At 64.3% G+C, this 20,598-nt stretch carries 27 protein-coding genes; 11 read left to right on the forward strand and 16 right to left on the reverse strand.

Going from position 1 to position 20,598, the window contains the following annotated elements; all coding sequences use genetic code 11:
* Positions 1–8: 8 nt before the first annotated feature.
* Positions 9–1,292, forward strand: a complete 1,284-nt coding sequence (locus tag SKC41_RS07050; protein WP_330976975.1) for a hypothetical protein — start codon at positions 9–11, stop codon at positions 1,290–1,292.
* A 6-nt stretch (positions 1,293–1,298) separates the two neighbouring features.
* Here the strand turns inward: SKC41_RS07050 and SKC41_RS07055 are convergent, their stop codons facing one another.
* Positions 1,299–2,153, reverse strand: a complete 855-nt coding sequence (locus SKC41_RS07055) for an acyl-CoA thioesterase (protein WP_330976976.1) — start codon at positions 2,151–2,153, stop codon at positions 1,299–1,301.
* 129 nt (positions 2,154–2,282) lie between these two features.
* Between SKC41_RS07055 and SKC41_RS07060 the strand changes: the two genes are divergently transcribed.
* Genes SKC41_RS07060 through SKC41_RS07070 form a run of 3 tightly spaced genes read left to right on the forward strand, consistent with a single transcriptional unit; the run spans position 2,283 to position 3,524 of the window.
* Positions 2,283–2,537 (forward strand): antitoxin, encoded by a 255-nt coding sequence (locus tag SKC41_RS07060; protein WP_239721679.1) that lies wholly within the window; start codon positions 2,283–2,285, stop codon positions 2,535–2,537.
* Entirely contained in the window at positions 2,534–2,974 is a 441-nt protein-coding gene (locus tag SKC41_RS07065) for a type II toxin-antitoxin system VapC family toxin (protein ID WP_330976977.1), read from the forward strand. The genes SKC41_RS07060 and SKC41_RS07065 overlap by 4 nt, the downstream gene beginning before the upstream one ends.
* Before the next feature lie 55 nt (positions 2,975–3,029).
* Complete coding sequence (locus SKC41_RS07070; RefSeq protein WP_330976978.1) at positions 3,030–3,524, forward strand: MarR family winged helix-turn-helix transcriptional regulator; 495 nt, start codon at positions 3,030–3,032, stop codon at positions 3,522–3,524.
* 317 nt (positions 3,525–3,841) lie between these two features.
* Here SKC41_RS07070 and SKC41_RS07075 read toward each other — a convergent pair whose 3' ends face one another.
* Positions 3,842–4,786 (reverse strand): NADP-dependent oxidoreductase, encoded by a 945-nt coding sequence (locus SKC41_RS07075; RefSeq protein ID WP_330976979.1) that lies wholly within the window; start codon positions 4,784–4,786, stop codon positions 3,842–3,844.
* A 226-nt stretch (positions 4,787–5,012) separates the two neighbouring features.
* Positions 5,013–5,627, reverse strand: a complete 615-nt coding sequence (locus SKC41_RS07080) for a TetR/AcrR family transcriptional regulator (RefSeq protein WP_330976980.1) — start codon at positions 5,625–5,627, stop codon at positions 5,013–5,015.
* A gap of 100 nt (positions 5,628–5,727) precedes the next feature.
* On the opposite strand from SKC41_RS07080, the gene SKC41_RS07085 reads away from it, so the two are divergent.
* The 4 genes from SKC41_RS07085 (at position 5,728) to SKC41_RS07100 (ending at position 7,404) form a co-directional block, all read left to right on the forward strand.
* Positions 5,728–6,204: a DUF1772 domain-containing protein gene (locus SKC41_RS07085; RefSeq protein ID WP_330976981.1), complete on the forward strand. Its 477-nt coding sequence runs from the start codon at positions 5,728–5,730 to the stop codon at positions 6,202–6,204.
* Between the two features lie 53 nt (positions 6,205–6,257).
* A complete protein-coding gene (locus SKC41_RS07090; RefSeq protein ID WP_330976982.1) occupies positions 6,258–6,575 on the forward strand; it encodes an NIPSNAP family protein in 318 nt (105 codons plus the stop codon).
* 19 nt (positions 6,576–6,594) lie between these two features.
* Positions 6,595–6,978: a DUF4267 domain-containing protein gene (locus tag SKC41_RS07095; protein WP_330976983.1), complete on the forward strand. Its 384-nt coding sequence runs from the start codon at positions 6,595–6,597 to the stop codon at positions 6,976–6,978.
* Between the two features lie 126 nt (positions 6,979–7,104).
* Positions 7,105–7,404: a DUF1330 domain-containing protein gene (locus tag SKC41_RS07100; protein WP_330976984.1), complete on the forward strand. Its 300-nt coding sequence runs from the start codon at positions 7,105–7,107 to the stop codon at positions 7,402–7,404.
* 173 nt (positions 7,405–7,577) lie between these two features.
* On the opposite strand, the gene SKC41_RS07105 is transcribed toward SKC41_RS07100, so the two are convergent.
* Both SKC41_RS07105 and SKC41_RS07110 read right to left on the reverse strand, forming a co-directional pair.
* Positions 7,578–8,003, reverse strand: coding sequence for a nuclear transport factor 2 family protein (locus tag SKC41_RS07105; RefSeq protein WP_330976985.1), 426 nt, complete (start codon positions 8,001–8,003; stop codon positions 7,578–7,580).
* Between the two features lie 109 nt (positions 8,004–8,112).
* The gene (locus SKC41_RS07110; protein WP_330976986.1) at positions 8,113–8,847 is read right to left on the reverse strand and encodes an SDR family NAD(P)-dependent oxidoreductase; all 735 of its coding nucleotides are present in this window, start codon (positions 8,845–8,847) and stop codon (positions 8,113–8,115) included.
* A 135-nt stretch (positions 8,848–8,982) separates the two neighbouring features.
* Here SKC41_RS07110 and SKC41_RS07115 point away from each other — a divergent pair, with 135 nt between their 5' ends.
* Entirely contained in the window at positions 8,983–9,621 is a 639-nt protein-coding gene (locus SKC41_RS07115; RefSeq protein ID WP_330976987.1) for a TetR/AcrR family transcriptional regulator, read from the forward strand.
* A 173-nt stretch (positions 9,622–9,794) separates the two neighbouring features.
* Here the strand turns inward: SKC41_RS07115 and SKC41_RS07120 are convergent, their stop codons facing one another.
* From SKC41_RS07120 to SKC41_RS07130, 3 genes are all read right to left on the reverse strand, one after another.
* A complete protein-coding gene (locus SKC41_RS07120; RefSeq protein ID WP_330976988.1) occupies positions 9,795–10,586 on the reverse strand; it encodes a hypothetical protein in 792 nt (263 codons plus the stop codon).
* A 152-nt stretch (positions 10,587–10,738) separates the two neighbouring features.
* Complete coding sequence (locus SKC41_RS07125; protein WP_330976989.1) at positions 10,739–11,374, reverse strand: TetR/AcrR family transcriptional regulator; 636 nt, start codon at positions 11,372–11,374, stop codon at positions 10,739–10,741.
* A 118-nt stretch (positions 11,375–11,492) separates the two neighbouring features.
* The gene (locus SKC41_RS07130) at positions 11,493–12,110 is read right to left on the reverse strand and encodes a carboxymuconolactone decarboxylase family protein (protein ID WP_330976990.1); all 618 of its coding nucleotides are present in this window, start codon (positions 12,108–12,110) and stop codon (positions 11,493–11,495) included.
* Positions 12,111–12,543: 433 nt separating this feature from the next.
* On the opposite strand from SKC41_RS07130, the gene SKC41_RS07135 reads away from it, so the two are divergent.
* Positions 12,544–13,086 carry a hypothetical protein gene (locus SKC41_RS07135; protein WP_330976991.1) on the forward strand — a complete coding sequence of 181 codons (543 nt, stop codon included), beginning with the start codon at positions 12,544–12,546 and terminating at the stop codon, positions 13,084–13,086.
* Positions 13,087–13,434: 348 nt separating this feature from the next.
* On the opposite strand, the gene SKC41_RS07140 is transcribed toward SKC41_RS07135, so the two are convergent.
* From SKC41_RS07140 to SKC41_RS07155, 3 genes are all read right to left on the reverse strand, one after another.
* Positions 13,435–14,352 (reverse strand): SDR family NAD(P)-dependent oxidoreductase, encoded by a 918-nt coding sequence (locus tag SKC41_RS07140; protein ID WP_330976992.1) that lies wholly within the window; start codon positions 14,350–14,352, stop codon positions 13,435–13,437.
* 79 nt (positions 14,353–14,431) lie between these two features.
* On the reverse strand, positions 14,432–14,686 hold the full coding sequence (locus tag SKC41_RS31840; protein ID WP_442931567.1) for an SDR family oxidoreductase: 255 nt from the start codon (positions 14,684–14,686) through the stop codon (positions 14,432–14,434).
* A 29-nt stretch (positions 14,687–14,715) separates the two neighbouring features.
* Positions 14,716–14,841 carry a hypothetical protein gene (locus SKC41_RS07155; protein ID WP_330976993.1) on the reverse strand — a complete coding sequence of 42 codons (126 nt, stop codon included), beginning with the start codon at positions 14,839–14,841 and terminating at the stop codon, positions 14,716–14,718.
* 310 nt (positions 14,842–15,151) lie between these two features.
* Here SKC41_RS07155 and SKC41_RS07160 point away from each other — a divergent pair, with 310 nt between their 5' ends.
* A complete protein-coding gene (locus tag SKC41_RS07160) occupies positions 15,152–15,757 on the forward strand; it encodes a TetR/AcrR family transcriptional regulator (protein ID WP_330976994.1) in 606 nt (201 codons plus the stop codon).
* Here the strand turns inward: SKC41_RS07160 and SKC41_RS07165 are convergent.
* From SKC41_RS07165 to SKC41_RS07185, 5 genes are all read right to left on the reverse strand, one after another.
* The gene (locus SKC41_RS07165; RefSeq protein ID WP_330976995.1) at positions 15,692–16,042 is read right to left on the reverse strand and encodes an aldo/keto reductase; all 351 of its coding nucleotides are present in this window, start codon (positions 16,040–16,042) and stop codon (positions 15,692–15,694) included. The two genes, SKC41_RS07160 and SKC41_RS07165, sit on opposite strands and share 66 nt — an antisense overlap.
* Before the next feature lie 261 nt (positions 16,043–16,303).
* Positions 16,304–16,477 (reverse strand): hypothetical protein, encoded by a 174-nt coding sequence (locus SKC41_RS07170; RefSeq protein WP_330976996.1) that lies wholly within the window; start codon positions 16,475–16,477, stop codon positions 16,304–16,306.
* 90 nt (positions 16,478–16,567) lie between these two features.
* A complete protein-coding gene (locus tag SKC41_RS07175; protein ID WP_330976997.1) occupies positions 16,568–17,770 on the reverse strand; it encodes a CaiB/BaiF CoA transferase family protein in 1,203 nt (400 codons plus the stop codon).
* Between the two features lie 13 nt (positions 17,771–17,783).
* Complete coding sequence (locus SKC41_RS07180) at positions 17,784–19,271, reverse strand: aldehyde dehydrogenase family protein (protein ID WP_330976998.1); 1,488 nt, start codon at positions 19,269–19,271, stop codon at positions 17,784–17,786.
* A 59-nt stretch (positions 19,272–19,330) separates the two neighbouring features.
* A complete protein-coding gene (locus tag SKC41_RS07185; RefSeq protein WP_330976999.1) occupies positions 19,331–20,536 on the reverse strand; it encodes an amidohydrolase family protein in 1,206 nt (401 codons plus the stop codon).
* Between the last annotated feature and the right edge of the window lie 62 nt (positions 20,537–20,598).

Here is a 20,598-nt window from a genome sequence, read left to right on the forward strand (position 1 = left end):
GAATTCACATGTCCAGCAACGTTTTCAGTCTCGAAATCCTGCCCGCCAAGAAAGGCGATTGCCTACTGCTTCGATACGGGCCAAAGGCAGACAAGAAGCAGAAGCTGGCGCTGATCGACGGGGGTCCCAGCGGCGTCTACACCAACCACCTCGAACCTCGGCTGAAGCAGTTGCGGGACGAAAAGGGGGTACCCGCCGGCGAGCCGATGGCGCTGGACTGGGTGATGCTCAGCCACGTGGACGATGACCACGCCAACGGACTGGTGCGGCTGACCGAGGACCTCAGGGCGCTGCCGGTCAACAGGTTCGTGAAGCCACGAAGGCTGTTCCACAACACATTTGACAAGATCATTGGCAATGACGCCGCCGAGCTGAAGAAGGCCACCTCGAACGGGTACGGAACGGCATCGCTGACCGGGGACATCCCGGTCGACATGGTGCCCGACGACGCGAAGGTCGACGCCGACACGTTCAATGACGCGCTGATGGTGCTCGCGGGCATCGAGCAGGGCGTCGACCTGGCCGGCAACGCGGAGGTGCTCAAGATCCAGGTAAACGATGGAGCGGGCGGGTTGATCGTCGCCGAGGATGGCGGCACGGCGATCACCATCGGAGACGGCCTGACGTTGAACGTCATTGGGCCGATGCTGCCCGAAGTCGAGGCGCTACAAGAAGCACACCGAAAGTGGTTGGAGGAGCAGAAAAAGCATCCGAAGCCGCCGGCCGCCGCACTGGCGGCCTACGTCGACAAGTCGGTGCCCAATCTGTCCAGCATTGTGGTGCTCGCCGAATTCGGCGGGAAGACGATCCTGTTCACCGGTGACGCCCGCGGCGACAAGATCCTCGAGGGAATGAAACTCGTCGGACTCGGCGACAGTTTGCACGTCGATGTGCTGAAGGGACAGCACCACGGCAGTGAAAACAATTACACCCAAGACTATTTCGAGCGCATCACCGCCGACCGCTACGTGTTCTCCGGAAACGGACAGCACGGAAACCCTGAGCGGGCAACTCTGGATATGCTGCGCCAGGCCCGCAACACCGTCCGGCCGGAAGAGAACTACCAGATCTACCTGACCTACGAGATCGCCGACATCGACAAGCTCCGCCAGGCGGACTGGGAGATCAAGCAGAAACGGGCGAGCCGAACCCGCAATCCCCTACCTGACTGGTCACCTGACAAGCAGGGGCTCGTGGCGTTCTTCGAGAAGTATCCCGATATGGCGGCCCGGGTCGTACCGCTGCAGGGCGATCTGCCCAGACACCGTATCGATCTGCTGGGCACTCCGTAACGGTGTTCAGCCGCCGCGACCAAAGTAGAGCTCTTGGGTTGCGACGCAGACCATTTGCCCCTCGCGGTTGTACATCGTCGACGTCGTCAGCCCCCGGCCCGCGACACCGCTGGCCGACACCTGATCCGAGAGGACCCAGTCCGCCAGGTCGACCGGCCGATGAAACCACAGTGCGTGGTCGATGAGGGCGTTGAAGGTGCTGACCGGCGTGGCCCGCCGCATGACGAGCGCGGGCTCGACCATTGTCGTTCCGGAAAGGTAGGTCAGCAGGCAGCTGTGCAGCACCTCATCGTCCGGCACAGATCCGTTGGCGCGCCACCACATTCGCAGCCGCGGCGCCGGCTCGGCCAGGTCGATGGCAAGCCGCGGCGGGGGGTCGACGTAGCGCAGCTCGAAGGGCCGAGGCGCAACCCAGTGACCGTCCAGTTCGTCCGCATGTGCCGCCAACTGCTCCTGTATCGGGGGCAGCGATTCGGGGTCGGCGACCTCGGGCATCGGTTGCTGGTAGTCGAGCGACTCGAATGGCACGTTGAATGAGGCGAGTGCCTCGAGCAGGATCTGCCCGTCCTGGCGGGCGGTGATCTTGCGGGTGGACAACGTGCCGCCGTCGCGTGCCACGTCGACGTGGAGGTCGACCGGGTGGCGGGCATCGCCGGCTCGCACGTAGTAGACATGCACGCTGTGCGCTGCGCGGCCCGGCGCAGTGAGGCTTGCCGCCATCAGCGCTTGGCCGGCGATGTGGCCGCCCACGATGTGATGGCCCGGGTTGTCCAGCTGGGTGGCGATGAATTGGTGGTCGTCAACGCGGACAACGTGGAGGGTGTCGATGACATCGGCCAGCGTCGGCCAGCGGTAGCTCATCCGGGCATCTTGTCATCCGGTTCACGGATGTCTGGCGAAGTGTCCTCCCCGATCTGTCTCAGATTCGGGGTGGCTGGACGCCGCACTTTGACAGCAGAGCATCAGAATAAATGATGCTATGCTGTCACAGTGCGCACGACCGTGACGCTTGACGACGACACACTCGCGCTGGTTCGCCGACGCATGCGCGAGCGCGGCGTCTCGTTCAAACAGGCGCTCAACGACGCCATTCGCGACGGCGCCCACGGCCGACCGGCCCCGACGCCGTTCGAGACCACGGTGGCCGACCTCGGGGTTCCCGCAGTCAACCTCGACCGCGCGTTACAGCTGGCCGCTGAACTCGAAGACGAGGAGTTGCTGCGCCGGCAACGGCGCGGCGCATGAAGATCGTCGACGCCAATGTGCTTCTCTATGCGGTAAATTCGGCCGCCGAGCACCACAGAGCCAGTAGGCGCTGGCTCGACAACGCGCTCTCTGGCGCCGACACAGTCGGCTTGGCGTGGGTGCCGCTACTTGCCTTCGTTCGGCTGACCACAAAGATCGGGCTCTTCCCCGCACCCCTACACCCGGCCGACGCGATGCGTCAGGTTGAACAATGGTGCAGCGCTCCGGGGGCGGTGGTGATCGGCCCCACCGAGCGCCATCCGCAGCAGCTCGGCGGCCTGCTGTCCCACATCGGCACCGGCGGAAACCTCGTCAACGACGCGCACTTGGCTGCGTTGGCGCTCGAACACCGAGCGGGAATCGTCAGCTACGACAACGACTTCGGACGCTTCGATGGCGTGCGCTGGGACACCCCGGACGCCCTGCTGAACCCCTGACACGAGGGCGCCGACTCACAACACACTTCGATGTCGAAGCATTACGCTCAAGGGTATGGGCTACTCGTTGAATCCTGTCCAACTCCGGGCGTACTTCGCGCTGATGGAGTCGGTGAGCTTGCTTCAGTATGCGGTGCGCCGACAGTTGCAGGACGCCGGAGACCTCAGCTACGTGCAGTTCGAGATCCTGGCCAAGCTGGCCGACGCCGACCAACCGCTCACCATGACCAGCCTCGCCGACGGCGTCGTGTACAGCCGCTCGGGTCTGACCCATCAGGCCGGACTCCTCGAGAAGCAGGGGTTGATCACTCGCGCGGGCTCGTCTGAGGACCAGCGTGCCACGGTTGTCGAAATCACCGACGCGGGGCGCGCCCGCGTCGCCCAGGTGATGCCCGGGCACGTCGAGGTGGTGCGCGAGCTGTTGTTCGATTCGCTGTCCGATAACGAGGTCCGCAGGCTCGGCGATATGATGAGCAAGGCCCGCGACCACATGCGTGCCCGCCCGCCCCGATCTGCCGCCCCGCGCGGACGCGCCGGGGCCGTTAAATAGCGGTGCCACATCGCATTCCGTTAAGCTGACGTCCGCCAAGCCGCTGTGTCGAGTGCAGCACCGGGGTGTCCGGGTAACCCTGGCCGAGCACCGAGGGTGGGCGCCCTCGGTGTTGATCAGTTCCGCACTGCCGCGTTGGGAGTAGAAGTAGCCATCAGGTCGGTCGGGCTGGCCCCGGGCCCGTAGGCCCGGCCACGTGTCATCGGTGACATCGCGATGCGGTTGGCCAGCTGAATCTCCCGCCCAGCAGAACGGGATCGAATGCGTTGGTCATGTCAAGTCTTCCTTCCCGGTGAAAATGCCTGGGGCACTCGGTGTTAGCGCTCGGTGGGGATGAGCAGGGTCTTGCCGTGCAGTCGGCCGGCATCGGAGTCGTCGTGCACGGCCGCGGCATCTGCCAGCGGACGGCGGTCGGCGATCTCGATGCGCAGGCGGCCGTCGTCAACGCGGTCGACCAGTTCGGCCAGTTGGGCAGCGTCGCTGCGGACGAATACCCGCTGGGTGCGGACTCCTCGGGGCGGATCCTGCGGGCCGAAGACCATGGTGCCGACGTGGAAGCCGCCGTCGGTGACGACGCTGATGAGGGCGTCGGTCTGCTCGTCGGTGGTGCTGACCAGGTTGAGCACCACGTCGAACGGGGCGCCATTGATGTCGATCGGCGACCGCCCGTAGTCGATGTAGTCGACAATTCGGTCGGCTCCCAGGCCACGCAGCCGCTCGGCGTCGCGGTCCTTGGCCGTGGCGGTGACCGCGGCGCCGGCCTGCTTGGCCAGCTGAACGGCGTAGCCACCGACCGCGCCGGAGGCCCCGTTGATCAGCACCGACTGCCCGCTCGTAAGCCCGGCGATCTCGAACAGGGCCTGCCAAGCCGTTAGCGCGGGTTCGGGCAGTGCTGCGGCGTCGGCCAGCGGCACCGACGTCGGCGCCGTGGCCAGCGATTCGGCGGGCACCAAGCTGTATTCGGCGGCGGCGCCGTCGGCATCAAGCGGCAGGAACGCGACGACCGCGTCGCCGACCTTCCAATCCTGCACTCCCTCACCGATTTCGGTGATGGTGCCCGCGACGTCGACGCCCGGAATGTGGGGGAAGTTGACCTCGTACACCTCGGCCAGATAACCGCCACGGATGCCGGCGTCCACCGGGTTGAACGCAGTCGCCGCCACTTTGACCAGCACCTGTTGCGGTCCGGGTACTGGGCGCGGGGCCTCCTCGTACCGCAGAACGTTGCTGTCGCCGTATTCGTGGTACCGAACAGCCTTCATGATGCCCTCCTGAGATCGTTTGCTTCGATGTCGAAGCAGTACAGTTACGGTGGGTGCAACTTGCTTCGGTGTCGAAGCAATCCCCAAGCGGTGTGTGAGTGCCGTCACATGTTCGGTCTGGGGCCGGGCCCCGGCGGGCGTTGCGCCGCAAGCACGTCCCGCCGTGGATTCAACGGGCGAGGATTAACGCGTTACTTCCGAGGCGACGCTTGAGTGGGCGATCGGCTCACGCCGACCCGCCTTCGGCGTGACGCGTTGGCTCTCGCATGCCGGTGAAGTGCTCGACCAACAGGCGAACACGTTGTGAGACATGGTCGGGCCGTAATCGTTTGGTGGCGCCCAGGGTGACCAGCCCGTGCAATGCGGCCCAGAACACCTCGGTGAGCGTGTCGACGTCGTGCCCAGGGCCGACTCGAGCGAGTGCCTGATGCAGCGCGGCGAAAGCCGACAACAACTCGGCCGGTGTGTCGTCGGCGCCGAAGTGCAGCGCCGTCGCACGGGTGAACATCGCCTCGTACACCGCCGGGTTGGCGTGAGCAAAATCCAGATATGCCTGCGCAACTCGGTTAAGAACCACGCCGGCCGTGACGTCGTCGTCCGCGCAGGCGCCACGGATCACCTGGGCGAGCTCGCCGAATCCCTCGATGGCGACCGCATCGGCGATCTGTTCCATGCCGGTGAAGTGCTTGTACAACACCGGCTGGCTGTACTCGATCTCGGTGGACAACCGACGCGTGGTCACCGCGTCCCATCCTTCCGCCTCGGCCAACTTGCGGGCCGTTGACACGATCAGCCGCCGGCGGGCAGACCGCTCGCGCTCACGGCGATCCTCGATACCCATAGGTGAAACATATCACAGCTAGAAATGCTAGCGCTGATATTGACGTTGGATCGGCCGAAAGGTTAGCGTTGCTAGCACCTCCGAAGGAAGGGAGCGAAAAGTGGTATTAGAACTGCTCAGCCGTAGTGCCGCGATGGTCGCGGTATTGGGTACCGGCGTGGTGTACGGCACCGACGTGTTCTGCGCCATGGTCATGCGCCCCGCACTGGACCGGGTCGACGACAACACCCTGGTCATCGTGATGGGTCACGTGCACCGCTACGGCGACCGGCGTATGCCCGTGCCGGGCGTGCTCGGCATCGTCGCCGCAGCGATCAGCTCGGCAACCGCAGCAGTCGGCGCGCACTGGCTGCAAGCGATCGCCGCGACCGTCGCGCTGGGTGCGCTGCTGATCTGGCTGCTGGTCTACCTGCGCATCAGCGCGCCCATCAACCGGAGGCTCACTGCCGCCACCGACAGCGGCGAGACGTTGCCGGACGGGCGTGCCCTGCAAGCGGGATGGGACGCGGTTATCAACGCCCGCGCAACACTGCAGGGCGTGGCCGTGGCCGCGTTGTGTGTCGTGCTGATGATCTGACCCCGCCGATCGCCGCTCATCCGATCCCGCCTGACACAAGGAGGACACCGCACATGTTTGAGCTCAGGGTTTACACCCTGCGGTCACGCGAAGCGCTGCACCAGTACGCGACGGTGCATTGGGCCAGGCACCTGGCGACCTTTGCCGCATTCGGGGTCACCACCCACGGGGTGTGGACCGATCAGGGCGGGAAGACGAACCGGTTGGTCGCGCTGATCAGCTACCCGCCGGGTGCGGACCCCGACCAGCTCACCCGCCGGGTGATGACCAGCCCGGAATTCGCCGGCGACATGGCCGGTTTCGACATCGCCGACATCCTCGACGTCCAGATGACACTGCTTGATTCGACCCCTTTTTCGCCCATCCACTGACACTTCAGGAGCGTTTGACATGACCACCACCGCCACCATCGGCTACGTCCTGGCCGGCGTCCTCGCCGCGGCCATCATCTTCATCGGCGCCCGGTTCCTGATCGCGCCGCGCGTCGCGGCCGCCGGCTACGGCGTGCCTGCCGATCCTGACCAACCCGCAATACGCGCCTACCTCGGCGTCAAGGGCATCCGCGACATCACCACCGGGCTATTTGTGATCATCCTGATGCTCGCGCACGCGACGCACCTCGTCGGCTGGATCATGCTGGCCGCCACCATAATCCCGATCGTTGACGCCACCATCGTGCTGCGCAACAGCGCAGCCAAGTCGATCGCCTACGGAGTGCACGGCGGCACCGCGGCCGTCATGCTTATCACGACCGCCCTGCTGCTGGTCTCCTGAACACGACCCCCGATGAAAGCTACTGTGATCGAATGCGTTCTCCACTAGCTGGCGGCCTACCCGGCGGGAACGAACCGGCGGAAGAGCTGAAGGTCCGCTGAACCGCGTGATCCAAGGAGGTACTCCATGACTGCCTACGCTCTCTGCGAATTGGAGGTCGGCAATCTACAAGCGATGCAGCCGTACCTCGACGGGATTGCGGAGACGATCACCTCCCACGGTGGCAGATACCTCGTGGCAGGTCAGAGCCCTGAAGTCATCGAGGGTGGTCCGGGCCAATACCCGGTGAAGGTCGTTCTCGAATTCCCGTCCGTGGAAGCGTTTAAGACCTGGTACAACTCGGCGGAATACCAAGCCATTCTTCCCTACCGGCAGAAGAATTCGAAGTCGAACTTCTATGTGATGGAGGGTGTTTCGACCGCGTGATCGCTGCGTGTCGCTACTGACCGTGGTCGCCCTGAACTGTCATCGCGGTTGCTCCCCGGTGCTAGGGACACGCACGCTGGGTTTCCGGCACACCACACCCACGAATCGTCCGATTGCCTGCCGGGCCTAAACTCACTGGGGGACAACGACTTCGGCGTCGTCGCGGTGCACCTTTACGCGTCGTGGGTGGACAGGTCCCAGGGCTTCATGCCGAGCTGGCCCGCAAGGCGCCGCTGCATCTGGACGCCCGACGGAATCGGGCGCCACCAGATGGTCACCTCGGCGATCTTGCCGTCCGCGTCGAGCAGGATGTAGTCCATCCCGTCGACTACTGTCTCGTCGATCTGCAGCTGGAAGTATGCGGCGTGGTGGGTCTCGCCGCTGAGGACTTCCTTGTAGGTGAGGTCGGCCGCGGCCGTGCCGACCCCTCGCATGGCTTCCAGGACTGCGTCGCGGCCGACGGTTGGCTCGTCGCCGAGTGGGCTGTACATCACGATGTCCTCGGCGAGGATGCCGGCGAGGGCGTCTTTGTCGGCGCCGCGGTGCATCGAGTCGACGAACGACTCCACGGTGTCGCGGTGCGTGGCGAAGGTGGTCATGGCTACTCCTTGTGTCTGTTGTTGCTTTAGCTTGTGAGACTTGATCGGTGCGCCCGCCCGACGAAGCGGCCAGACGACATGGCATCGGCACGAAAGCCGTTGACGCTCACTAGATCACGGTGGTGCCGCCGTCGACGACCAGCTCCCGGCCATTGACATAACTCGAATCGGCGGAGGCCAGGAACAACGCGGCCGACGCGATCTCCTCGGGGCGGCCCATCTCGCGCCGCGGGATCACCGACTCGAACTGCGCCTTCGCCTCCTCGTCCATCACCTCGTCCAACATCGGCGAAGCGACCTGGCCGGGGGTGAGCACGTTCACCCGGATCTTGCGGTCCCGTAACTCGGCCACCCACACCCGCGCGTAAGCGGGCAGCACCGCCTTGCTTCCGGCGTACACACTCCAATTGGGATAGCCCCGCAGCGAGGCGTTCGATCCGGTCATGAAGATTGAGCCGCCATCGTTGAACAGCGGCAACGCCTTTTGGACCGTGAACAGCGTGCCGCGCGCGTTCAGCCAGAAGGCGTCGTGGAAGTCCTCCTCGGTGATCTCGCCGAGCTTGGCCTGTGCGCCCACCCCGGCGCTGGCCCACAACACGTCGATCACGCCCTTTTCCTGCTTGACCGCGTCGAATAACCGGTCCAGATCGTCGAGGTTGGCCGCATCGCCCTGCACGCCGGTCACGTTCCGGCCGATCTGCTCGACGGCCTGGTCCAGCGCCTCCTTCCGCCGGCCCGAAATGAAGACGTGCGCTCCCTCCTCAACGAACAACTTGGCCCCCGCCAGCGCCATACCGCTGGTCGCCCCGGTAATCACGGCAACCTTGCCATCGAGTTTTCCCACGATCACTCCACCCCTTTACTCTCAAGTTATGTACACCGATTAGCGTACTTAGTTGGTGCCCTCAGGCTATCGGACCGTTCCCTCGAGCACAAGCTATGCACACCGATCGGTACCCAACTGGGCTAAGCTGGACGTATGACGGAGTTGGAGAAGGGCCCTCGAGGGCTGCGCCGCGGCAGGGGCGCGCGAGAACGCATCCTCGGGGCGTCCCGACAACTATTCCGCGATCAAGGCATCAACAGCACTGGCCTCGATCAGCTTTGCTCCGTGGCCCAGGTGTCCAAGCGCACGTTCTACCAGCACTTCACCGGCAAAGATGCGCTCATCGCCGAACACTTGCGCCGATTCGATCCCGACGTCCTGCCCGAGGTGTTCGACCGCCCCGACCTCACGCCCCGCCAACGGCTGCTGGCCGCCTTCGACATTCACGCGCCGCTGTGCCCGTTCATCGCGGCGGCGGTCGAAATCCACGACCCGGCCCACCCGGCACGCGTGCACGCCCGTGACTACAAGTTGGCCTTCGCTGCGCGACTCACCGAGGCCGCGCGCGAAGCGGGTGCGCGCAACCCCGCACAGCTCGGCGATCAACTGGCGCTGCTCCTGGACGGCGCTTCGGCCCGCAACCGTGTCCTGGGCAGCGACACATTTGCCACCGCGGCCGACATCGCCGCCATCCTCATCGACAACGCCATCCCGACGGCAGCCTCAGCCGAGGTTGACACCCAGGGAGGAGGCGAAGTTTCCCACGCCGCCACGGGCCACGCGTCGGCGTAATCTCTGACGCCTGCAACGACGCTGTGACCTTCTCGGACGAGAGAATGGCGCCAACGCCACTGTGGGCCGCTTGTGACTGCCGATAACACTCGCTACCTCGACGCGTTGGCGTCGGAGTCACGGCATGCCCTTGAGGACACCCCGTGACCGGCCTCCCCGCTCATGGGCCTGTGTCAAGCGCTCTTCGCGACGTTGCGCGCCACTTCGAGGGCCGTATCTCCGACCCTGGCGCCGAGTCGGTGTGCCGTGTCGTTGACGGCTGAGATAAAGCCGTGTTTCAGCGTCGACTGGCCGTCACCGATACACGCCGAATCTGCGGCGACCGTCGCGGCGGCGATACCGTCGAAATCGAGAAGGGGAAGGCTAGCGGCGCCGGCATCGTCGGCGCCGAAGCCGGCGTCGTTGAAGAACACCAGGCGTGGCCTGAATGAGCGCGTCATCGGGGCGGCGGTCACTCCGCCATGGCTACCGGTCGCCACGACCAGGCCTTCGTCTTCTGGCGTGCCGAAGGAGATGGAGTCGATGCAGAGGACGCCGTCGATGACGGTGCGTCTCTCTTCGGGCGCGTCCGCGGCGGCGTGGGGCCACGGCGCGGATTTCAAGAGCACCACGGCTTGTACGACGGTGTGACCGTGCTCGACACCGCACTGGGCGGCAAGCTCGTTGACGCGGCTGATGATGCCGCGTTGGAGCATGTCGGCGCCGTCGCCGACGCGGGCACTGTCGGTGGCCACGGCCGCCATGGCCATGCCGTGTTGTTCGGCCCAGAGCAGACCGCTGACCCCTGCTTCGTCTCGACCGATTCCGCAGTCATGGTGAATGGCGGCACGAACGCCGGCCTTGGCCGAGACGTACGCCGCCGGGATGGCAGCATTGGAACCTCCGACGGCGACGGCGCCATTTGCTTCCGGGGGAAGCTTTGCCACTCCATCGAAGACCATGATGGGAACGTTCTCTGCAGGCACTTCCGACCTCCTAGGAACTGGCTGTTCTTGCGCTGAAACGAATTTCGACTTGCTGGAGAGCTGCAGTGGAGGCGGTGTTCAGGACACCGCCACCCCTCCGTCGACGTAGAGCTTCACGCACAGCTGGCCAGCGGGCAGGGGGTGCGGCAGGCTTATCGACGGGCCGGCGCGCGTCGGGGCCTAAGCTCCTCGATGCGGTCGAGGACGTCATCGAGCGCGGTTTCCAAAGGGGCGGAGTCGCGGCGAACCTGCGCGAGCAGCATCCCGCCTTCGACCGCGGCCAGCAGCACGGTCGCCAGGCGGTCGGGGTTGGCCGTGCGGCGCAACTCGCCCCGATCCCACATGGCTTGCAGGCCCTCGCGGATCGCCGCTTCCCACTGGTCGAATCCCCCGACCAGGTCGCCTCGACAGTCCGGGAAGGGTTCGGCCAGCTCACCGACCAGCGACCCGAGCGGGCAGCCGCCTGCGCAGTTCCGCTGGCGTTGGGTGTCGACGACGAAGTCTCGCCAGGCGCGCAGACCCTCCATGCTGTCCAGCCCGCCCAGCGTTGCCAGCAGAGCCTGGACGCGGTGGGCGATGACGGCCCTGATCAAGGCTTCCTTGTCCTCGAAGTAGTGGTACATCTGCGAAGCGCCAACGCCAGCGGCCTTCTGAACGTCGGCGGGGCTGGTGGCGGCGACACCCTGGTCGTACATCAGTTGCGCTGCCGTGGCCACGATCCGGTCCCGGGTGGCCCGTCCCTTGGGGGTGAGCCGGTGGGTGCCGGTGACCGATTCGTTCGCTGCCATCACTTTTGCCCAGGTTGGGCGAGTCCGTCGCTGCGGGCCCGCTGTCCTGATCCCCCTTCCGATTTCGTCTGATCCTGTTCCGGTGTACTAGCCGGAAAGCCCGCCGCCGGCGGCTTGGTTAGGAGCTAGTGGAGACGGTCTCCACAGATGTCCCGGCCGGGTTGGTGTCCCTCCCGCCGATCTTGTCGGTGGTCTCCAGCGGGACACGGCAGCCGTTGAGCCACAGGCCCATGAAGACGAAGTAGGAGATCGAGAAAATGTACTTGCGTGTCGAGTCCTCACCAAAGGTGGCCAGGAGTTCGCTGAGCGTCTCGTCGGTCAGCGTCTTCGCGCTGGCGAACTCGTCGACCGCCCGGCCCAGCAGAACGTAGTCCGAGTCGATGCCGGTGACGGGCCCGTCGGAGGCGATGGCGGCGATGTCGTCGTCGCCGAGTCCCACGTTGCGACCGATCGCCGAGTGGATCTGCCACTCGTAGGGTGCGTCGAAAGCCTTGGCGACGCGCATCATGCACATCTGCCGGTGCTTAGGGTTGATGCCCTCGGGGCCGAAGATCGCCTGGACCGTATCGATCACGCCCGGGAAGTGCGCTCCCGTTCCGGCGAACATCTTGACGACGTTCAGCGTCGCGTCGGGCTGATAGGTGCCACCGAAGTAGGCCTCGACGACCTCCTTGATGACGTCGTCATCGGGCAGCGGCACTGTCACCGTCGCCGCGTAGGTAGTCGGGATGTTCATCGCCGTTTGTCTCCTTCACCTGCCTGTGGGCAGGGTCGCCAGCGGCTGTTCGCCAGATGTCCGAGTGGTCATCGCCGCTTCAACCAGTGTAGCGCTACTATTGCCATATTTTGAATCTTTCGATACAAAATGTGTGGAACTGCTTGGAGGGTTTGCTTCGAGGAAGTTCCTCGTCGAGGTGTGTCTACGCGATCGACGATCACATCGAAAATGCCCTCAGATAGCCGAATAAGGATGAACCTCAGTCGTCGGCGCCTGAACTACCTCACGGTTGACACTAACACACTCAGGCAACATTATGTATCTAGAGATATATTTTATGCGCTTTCAAAATATATCCAGAAATCCACTATCGACGAGGCCGGCAACCTGCTTCGACTGTCGGGCAGCCCTGCGTTGGGGCGGCCCACCACCTACGAGGAGATGAAACAGAATGAAGATCAGGCGATTGACCACGGCCGAGGCCCCCACGGGCGTGGTGACGCAGACCGACGAGGTCTTTGACTCCTCGACCGTTAAGGACGCCACCTACGCTTTCGATATCTGGGGATTCGACCAGGTTCCCGAACTGCCGCTACGCCCCGAGCACGTGCTCGGTGAGTACGAGCAACTGGGCCTCTTCGGGCCGCGTGGCGGAATCCGCGTTGACATTCAGATCATTCCCCCGGTCATCGGAGACGAACCGCCGGACCTCTCGGAGACTGTGGGAAGGCTCAACCTCGGCACCGGTGGAGGGATGACGCCGGGCAAGGACCGGGGCGGCATGCACCGCACCGATACCGTCGACTTCGTCGTGGTCCTCGAAGGCGAGACCAATGTCGCCTACCCCGGCGAGGACGGCAACGTGTACGAGATCACGATCAAGGCCGGGGATTTCCTCACCCACAACGGGACGTTCCACCGTTGGCACAATCGATCGGGATCGAACTGCACGCTGATGCTGATTCCAATCGCGGCCACGCGCACCAGCGAGTAGCGGCCAGCACGAGGGCCGCCACCTTCGGCATGAAACGCTCTGGTAACCAACGATGTTGGCTTAGAGCCAACCTGGCTGACAAACAATGACGGTTCCATCACTGGCAGCCCCCAAACCGTCATCCCGCCTGGACCTGGCGACCAACTTGTCGTTGTACGCGTCCTTCGCCAGGCCGGTCTGCGGCTGATGGAGAGCTGACCGCTACGCCCCAGCGCCCAGGCGTAGCGGCCAGTTCAGGGTCGACGTCCTTCGGGCCACGCCATGATCACCGTCTGCTGGTATCGCACCCGATCCGTCCGCCGCCGTGACTCCCTACTCCAACGCTGCGGCGTGCGGCGAGCGCGGTCATCACCGACGCTTCTGGGTGTGGTTGTCGCGGTGGGCGCGCAGGACGCGTTCGGTCTGCAGGTAGACCTGCTCCTGCAGTTCCGGCGTTCGCGACTTCTTCGAGGACTTCTTTTGCTTGGACGGCGTGTGGTAGCCGCCGGTGACGGTGGCCAGGTCGCGGTCGGTCATGATCCGAATGACCCCTTGGGAGCCCTTACTGGCGTGGCCGTAGAAGGGCGAACCCAGCTTCATCATCAGCCCGAAGACCCCGCCGGCCTTGGCGCCGAAACCCGAGTTCACGCTGCCGGGGCTGACCGCGTTGACTGTGACCCCGTGCCCGTCGAGTCGGCGCGCCATCGCATAGACCCAGAGCAGGTTGGTCAACTTGGCGTTGAAGTAGGCCTGAGTCTGGGAGTACTTGCCCGGGAAGGACCAGTCGGTCTCGACTTTCCCGCGCCCCTCGATCAATGCGGTCATGCTCACTACCCGCGACGGTCTTCCCAGAGAATCCGCACCCGCATGCAGCGAGTCCAGGAGCGCGTCGGTCAGGGCGGCCACCGCTACGTGGTTGATCGCCATGGTCATCTCGAAGCCATCTGAGGACAGCCGCCGCTCGTTGAACCCGGCACCGGCGTTGTTGACCAGACCATGGATGCCCTCGGGGGCAGCGGCTCGGACGGCGTCTGCTAGCTGCCAGGCGCCGGCGATCGAGCTCAGATCCGCGGCGACCGGGATGAACGTGCCCGCCCCGTTGCCGTCAACCGTGAGGCTGCCGACGCTGGCGCCCGCTGCTTTTTGAGTGCGGCCGTGGGTCAGGATGGTGGCTCCCTCGTCACCAAGAAGGCGGGCGGTCTCGTAGCCGATGCCACCTTTAGTGGTGCCGGTGACCAGGACGGTCTGGCCCCGCATCCTGCCGTTTGGGGAAGGCTGCTTGCTCATGGAAGTCTCCTAATCGTGTGAGGTTTTTGCGTGCGATGGGGGGCGTTGCGCCCAGGATCAGATGGGTGTGGGCAGCTGTTCACAGCACGGATACACGGCCACCGTCGACCGGGACGACGGCACCGGTGATGAAGCTCGACTCCTCGCTGCACAGGTAGGCGATGGCGTTGGCGATCTCCAGCTCCTCGACCTCCTTGACGACCTCTTTGCCGCGCGTTTCGTCGCGGCCGGTGACGATCACCGCGGCGCCATGCTGGGCGAACAGTTTCGCGGCTTCTCTCCCGACACCGGATGTCGCGCCGGTGACGAGCACGTTTTTGCCACTAAATTTCATTCGTGTTCCTTCTCTGCAGGGAGCTTGGGCTAGTCGTTGCTGAAGGGATGGAGCTGGTTGTCCACCCGCTGGGCGAACGGTGTCGCTAGTTGGCCCAGGATCACCACGACGTCACCAGTGACGACCGCGGGTTGCGTGGGCGTCTGTGTCGTCAAGCGACCACCTTTCAATATTTGGATTGGCTACTCTACAAAACGCCCTTGTCTTTGGAATGTCAACATCAAAATAACCATGGGTCCCCGCGATCGTCCGTGGCAACGGTCAACCCACCCACGACACACCCTGGCCGCCTGCAGCGCGGCTCTTGGAGGCATGATCTCGGATGATGACACTTGTCGCCATCGCCTGCGTCGCGATGGTGGATGTGCGTCGTCGTGCGATCGCGGCCCGAAATGCTGGTTTGATCACTCCATAAAAATGCGCTGTCTTTGGAATTCCAACACCAAAGTCGGCTATCCTGGGGGGATGATCACGCGCAAGGGCCAAGCCACCCGCGACCGCATCCTGGCCGCCGCCGCGGCCCTGATGTACCAGCAAGGAGTAGCCGGCACCAGCTTCGAGGATATCCAGGTCGCCGCCGGGGTCAGCGCGTCACAGATCTACCACTACTTCGGCGACAAACACTCCCTCACGTGCGCCGTTATCGGGTTTTGGAGCGACACGAACCTCGGGTTTCACAAACCCCTGCTCGCCCACCTCGACGACATCGACGGATTGCGTGACTGGGCCCAGGCGGTCGTGGACAGCGCGCGGGCCAACGACTTTCGGGGAGGATGCCCGTTGGGTTCGTTGGCTAGCGAGCTCGCCGACACAGACGACGTCGCACGAGACGACGTCGTGGCCGGCTACCGGCGATGGCAGGGCGCCATCCGTGACGGACTGGGAGCGATGAGGGCCCGCGGCGCACTCGTCGACAGCGCCGACGTTGACCAACTAGCCCTGGCACTGCTGACTGCCCTGCAGGGCGGCCTGCTGATGGCCAAGACCATGCGCGACGGCGAGCCCCTACGAACCGCACTGAACACCACCATCGATCACATCGCCTCCTTCGCCACGACGGGAACCGCCTAGGCTCCCGACTTCGGCGGAGAATCTGCCCTTCTCCGGCTGACCGGCGGCGCGGTACTTCCCGGTGAGCAACCCACCGGCGAGCGGGTTGAACGGAATGACCGTGATGCCCTCCTCCTCGGCCAGCGGCAAGAGTTCACGTTCGATTTGGCGGAACAGCAGGTTGTAGCGGGGTTGCACGGACGCCACGCGGGTGAGTCCGAGCGTTTCCGCCCGACCGATGGTGCGGGCCAGCCGGTAGGCCAGGAAGTGCGACACCCCTACGTAACGGGCCTTACCCGCCCGCACGGCGATGCGTTCGGACCTGGGTTCGAATGATGTTGCTGGAGAAATGAATTCCGTAACCGGTGGTCAGGACGATCGCAGCCCTGCGGAACTGGCGAACGGCAGCCGCGACCGAAATCGGGGTTTCGATCGCGCCGTTGATGTAGGTGAATGTGCGTGGCCGCTCGGGAAAGGCCAGTCGGTTGATCGGGTCGAGGCTCCGGGAAACACGGATGCGCGAGGCCGACCGCGATCACAGCCAGCGGTAGGTACGGCTTCCTGCGGTCAGGCGCCACATGCCACCGCCATCATGTCCTGGAGTCGGATGACTGCCAGAACCGCACCGTCGCAGCGGATTTCGACGCCGGTAAGGTAACTCGTTTTGTCGCCGGCACAGAATGCCAGCAGTTCGGCAACATCGTCGGGACCGACTCGCTTGCGCGCCCCGTGTCCGACCATCGCGCCTGATTCGCTTCCCCCTCCAACTGGCCTATCGCAGTGTCGAAGGTAACCCTTGTCCGCCAGGCGCGGATGGACGCGCACCCATAATCAGATTGCACCCGTCGAACGAAGTCGCTTGATTCCGGCCGCGTCGTAGCCCGCCAGGGAGCCGAGTAACTCCTCCGTGTGCTGCCCCACGTGCGGCGCTGCCGGTGGGGTAAATCGTTCGTCGGGTTTGGTCTTGATGCACGGTGCGATCAATCGTTGTCGCGTTCCGTCCGCCTGCACCTGCTCGTAGAGGAGTCGGCGATCCTTCGCGTGGTCGTCGTCGAACAGGTCTGCTCCTAAAAACGCGGGGGCGCCTGCGATATCGGTCGCAATGAAGAAGTCCGTCCACTCCTTGCGTGTGCGACTCTGGAAAATCAACGTTAACTCGTTGCGCAGCAACGCTTCTGCCTCGTGGTCTTTCCCCGGCTGCTGGCGCCCCGGTTCGTAAAGATCCATCCTGTCGAGTGACTCGCAGAATCTCAGCCAGAACTTGTCCTCCAGGGCGTTGAACACCACGTAGTTACGATCGCGAGTTCGGTAGTACTGGTAGCGGAGTGATGCGCGGATTCCTTCACCGTAGGTGGGTTGGCCGTTCGCTAAAGCCCCAAGTTGCTGAAAATTCCAATTGATCGCCGCGTCAACTTGCGCCACCTCGATGTACTGCGGCTTGCCGTCGCGCCCGGCGGCGTGCAGCGCGGCGAGGACGCCCATGGCTGCGTACAGCGGCCCTGCCAGAACACCCGTCGTCCCGGTGGCCGACCCCGAAAGCCGTGGCGTGCCATCCGCGTCGATGATCGGCGGGCTCAAGCCGGCAAAACAGTCAAAGGACAGCCCGTGAGTGGCAAGGCGGGTGTAGGGCCCGTAGCTGCCCATACCATTGAGCACGCAGTAGACCACCCTGGAGTTGACTGCGACGACGTCGTCGTAGCTGAAACCGAGGCGATGCGCGGTTCCATAACGGAGACCGTCGATTACGACCGACGACGATGCGGCCAGGCGGCGAAAGGCCTCTTGGCCCTCCGACGTTTTGAGGTTTATTGCCACGCTCTTCTTGCCGCGATTCCAGTGCGAATCCTGCAGCTCGCCGCCGGACACCGCCGAGCCGCGGAAACCACCGCCGCCGGGCGGCTCGACCTTGATCACCTCTGCGCCCAGGTCGGCCAGATGGCCGCCCAGTGCATCGGTGGAGAACAGTGACACCTCGAGGACTCGGACATCCCTGAGAAGTTCCACTATGCGACCTTTCCAGCCGGAACACCGCACGCAACCGGGTGCGCTACATCATCGTGATTGATTTCAGCTCGGTGTATTCCTCGAAGCCCCAACGCCCTTGCTCCCGGCCGAGTCCGCTTTGTTTGAAGCCGCCGAATGGGCCGCCGCCGTTGAACATGCCGCGTGCCGGCAGCGACCAGCCGGGTCCCTGCCCGCCACCGGGGTTGGTTCCCAGGTCGACACCGGGTGCCACGGTCTGCACCATGATGGTGCCCGTTCTGACCCGCCTCGCGACGTTGAAACCCTTTGCGGCGTTGCGGGTCATCACCAGACCCGCCAGACCGTAGACGGAGTCGTTCGCGATGCGGATGGCTTCGTCTTCGGAGCGATAGGTGATCACCGCCAGTACGGGCCCGAACACCTCGTCCTGGCACAGCCGCATGTCGTTGCGGCAGTCGACGAATGCCGTCGGTTCGTAGTAGAAGCCGCGTGCGAGATGCTCGGGACGTTTGCCGCCGACCACCAGCCGCGCGCCTTCCTGCAGCCCGGCCTCGACGAAGGACTCCACTCGTTGACGTTGTTGCTCCCTGATCAGCGGGCCGACGACAGTGGCGGGATCGCGCGGGTCCCCGACGGTGATCATCGGAGCCATGTTTTTGAGTCCCTCGACATACGCGTCGAGCAGATGCTCAGGCAATAGAAGTCGCGACGTTACGGTGCATGCTTGCCCAGCGTGCATCAGCACCTGTCCGAATCCTATTCCCGCAACGTCGCTTTCGGTGACGTCGTCGAGGACGATGTGCGCGCTCTTGCCTCCTAGTTCGAGTTGTGCGCGCTTCATCGTTGCCGCCGATACTTCGCGGATGCGTCGACCTGTCGCCGTCGAACCGGTGAACCCGATCATGTCGACGCCGGGGTGAGTACACAGCTCCTCGCCGACGCCCGCGCCTCCCACGACCACGTTGAACACCCCGGGTGGCAGGCCCGCCTCCTCGCCAACCTTGGCCAGCTCCAAGGCGTTCATGGGCGTCCACGGGTGGGGCTTGAGTACTACGGTGCAGCCAACGGCCAAGGCGGCCAGGCACTTTTGAATGTTGATCGAGAAAGGGAAGTTGAACGGCGTGATGACTCCGACCACGCCGACCGGTTCGCGGACCACCGTGACGCCGCCCAGACCGGTCGGCGAGACTACCGGCCCGCCGGGTGTCTCCACCCACGTCACATCGTGTTCGACGAATTCGCCGTAGTAATGGGCCGCCTCGATAGCACCGCCGACCTGAATCAGGTCGGTGATGAAGCAGGTCGAGCCGATCTCGGCGACGATGAGTTCTCGAAGTTCCGCTTTGCGCTCGTCGAGTATTTCAGCGAACCGTTTGATGATTCGTGCTCGTTCCCGAACGGACATCCAGGGCCATGGCCCGTCGTCGAAAGCTCGCCTGGCGGCCTCGATCGCCATAGCGGCCTGCTTTGGTCCACCATCGACAACTCGTCCGATCAGCTCCTCGGTGGCCGGATCGATGACATCGATTGTGCCAAGGGCGTTGTCACTCAACCATTGGCCGCCAATGAAGCTCTGGTACTCCCGCATCACGTGAATCGGTGTGCCGTTGGCTACGTCAGCGCCGGGTATGGGGCGGGCTCGAAGTCGAAGACACGGCGCGCATTACCCTGCAGCACTTTGTACTTGTCGAGGTCGGATCGCCCGTCGAGCGCCTTATGAGCGGCCTGTAGGGAGCTGGGCCAGAGGCTGTCGGTGTGCGGATAATCCGTCTCGATCATCACATTGTCGATGCCGATGGCGTCGAGATTCGCCGCCCCGAAGTCGTCCTCGATGAAGCAGCCGTACATGTGGTCGCGGAAGAGTTGGCGCGGGGACTCCGGGAAAATCTCGGGGTTGGTGGGCACCGGGTTCAAGCGCATCGTTGCCGGATCAACCGCCCAGTTGTTGGCGCGTAGGTATTGGTAGTCGGCGGCGACGTGTTCGGCACGCTCGATGAGGTAGGGGATCCAGCCGATGCCGCCCTCGGCCAACACAATCTTCAGGTCGGGAAACTTCTGCAGCTTGCCCGAGAACAGCCAATCCGTGGTCGAGTTCGCCAGATTGAGGTTGATGTTGACTGCCTGGACCCCGAACGGTGCGTCGGGCGCCGTGGTGGGACTCACCGACGACGATCCGATATGCGTGCACAGCGGCATCTTCGTCTCATTGACCACCGCGAAGAAGTCGTCCCACGCGCCCGAGTGGATGGACGGAAACCCCAACGGATGCAGATTCTCCGAGAAGGCAATGGCTTTGGCGCCCTTGCCGGCACACCGCAGCGTCTCCTCCACGGCGAGCCGGGTATCCCACAACGGGATGATGATCATCGGGATGTAGCGGCCGGGCGCTGCCGCGCACCACTCGTCGATGACGAAGTCGTTGTACGCCCGCACGCACTTGAGACCGAGGTCGCGGTCACCGAGGTGGGCGAACATCTGACCGCAGAAACGGGGGAAGAACGGGAAGTTCAATCCCGCGATCACATGGTCCTGGTCCATGTCGGGGATGCGGGCCACCGGGTCGAAGTAGGCGCGGGGCATCTCGTCGTAATTCACTGGTAGCGGGGAGTACTCGGCCGGCTTTTGGTGGGCCGCTACCAGGATGCCTAACACCGAAGCGCGCGCCTGGTCGTAGATCCAGGTATCGATGCCGTCGATACGTTCGACGTGTGGCACTCGGTCGCGGTCGGCGGCCGACGCGCGGTCCACCCACAGGTTCGGGGGCTCGATGATGTGGTCGTCGACGGAGATCATCCATTGAAGATCTTGCTTGTCCACGGGTTGCTCCTTGGTTTCGAGGACCGGTTCGTGTCGGGCGCGGGGCGCGAGCAGCGGCCGGC

The organism is Mycobacterium sp. 050128 (assembly GCF_036409155.1).
Taxonomy (GTDB): domain Bacteria; phylum Actinomycetota; class Actinomycetes; order Mycobacteriales; family Mycobacteriaceae; genus Mycobacterium.

What these genes read in the sequence shown, in the direction of transcription:
- SKC41_RS07050 (WP_330976975.1), top strand. Translation starts at nt 9, where the DNA reads ATGTCCAGCAACGTTTTCAGTCTCGAAATCCTGCCCGCCAAGAAAGGC.
- SKC41_RS07055 (WP_330976976.1), bottom strand. Translation starts at nt 2,153, where the DNA reads ATGAGCTACCGCTGGCCGACGCTGGCCGATGTCATCGACACCCTCCAC.
- SKC41_RS07065 (WP_330976977.1), top strand. Translation starts at nt 2,534, where the DNA reads ATGAAGATCGTCGACGCCAATGTGCTTCTCTATGCGGTAAATTCGGCC.
- SKC41_RS07070 (WP_330976978.1), top strand. Translation starts at nt 3,030, where the DNA reads ATGGGCTACTCGTTGAATCCTGTCCAACTCCGGGCGTACTTCGCGCTG.
- SKC41_RS07075 (WP_330976979.1), bottom strand. Translation starts at nt 4,786, where the DNA reads ATGAAGGCTGTTCGGTACCACGAATACGGCGACAGCAACGTTCTGCGG.
- SKC41_RS07080 (WP_330976980.1), bottom strand. Translation starts at nt 5,627, where the DNA reads ATGGGTATCGAGGATCGCCGTGAGCGCGAGCGGTCTGCCCGCCGGCGG.
- SKC41_RS07090 (WP_330976982.1), top strand. Translation starts at nt 6,258, where the DNA reads ATGTTTGAGCTCAGGGTTTACACCCTGCGGTCACGCGAAGCGCTGCAC.
- SKC41_RS07095 (WP_330976983.1), top strand. Translation starts at nt 6,595, where the DNA reads ATGACCACCACCGCCACCATCGGCTACGTCCTGGCCGGCGTCCTCGCC.
- SKC41_RS07100 (WP_330976984.1), top strand. Translation starts at nt 7,105, where the DNA reads ATGACTGCCTACGCTCTCTGCGAATTGGAGGTCGGCAATCTACAAGCG.
- SKC41_RS07105 (WP_330976985.1), bottom strand. Translation starts at nt 8,003, where the DNA reads ATGACCACCTTCGCCACGCACCGCGACACCGTGGAGTCGTTCGTCGAC.
- SKC41_RS07115 (WP_330976987.1), top strand. Translation starts at nt 8,983, where the DNA reads ATGACGGAGTTGGAGAAGGGCCCTCGAGGGCTGCGCCGCGGCAGGGGC.
- SKC41_RS07125 (WP_330976989.1), bottom strand. Translation starts at nt 11,374, where the DNA reads ATGGCAGCGAACGAATCGGTCACCGGCACCCACCGGCTCACCCCCAAG.
- SKC41_RS07130 (WP_330976990.1), bottom strand. Translation starts at nt 12,110, where the DNA reads ATGAACATCCCGACTACCTACGCGGCGACGGTGACAGTGCCGCTGCCC.
- SKC41_RS07135 (WP_330976991.1), top strand. Translation starts at nt 12,544, where the DNA reads ATGAAGATCAGGCGATTGACCACGGCCGAGGCCCCCACGGGCGTGGTG.
- SKC41_RS07140 (WP_330976992.1), bottom strand. Translation starts at nt 14,352, where the DNA reads ATGAGCAAGCAGCCTTCCCCAAACGGCAGGATGCGGGGCCAGACCGTC.
- SKC41_RS31840 (WP_442931567.1), bottom strand. Translation starts at nt 14,686, where the DNA reads ATGAAATTTAGTGGCAAAAACGTGCTCGTCACCGGCGCGACATCCGGT.
- SKC41_RS07160 (WP_330976994.1), top strand. Translation starts at nt 15,152, where the DNA reads ATGATCACGCGCAAGGGCCAAGCCACCCGCGACCGCATCCTGGCCGCC.
- SKC41_RS07170 (WP_330976996.1), bottom strand. Translation starts at nt 16,477, where the DNA reads ATGGTCGGACACGGGGCGCGCAAGCGAGTCGGTCCCGACGATGTTGCC.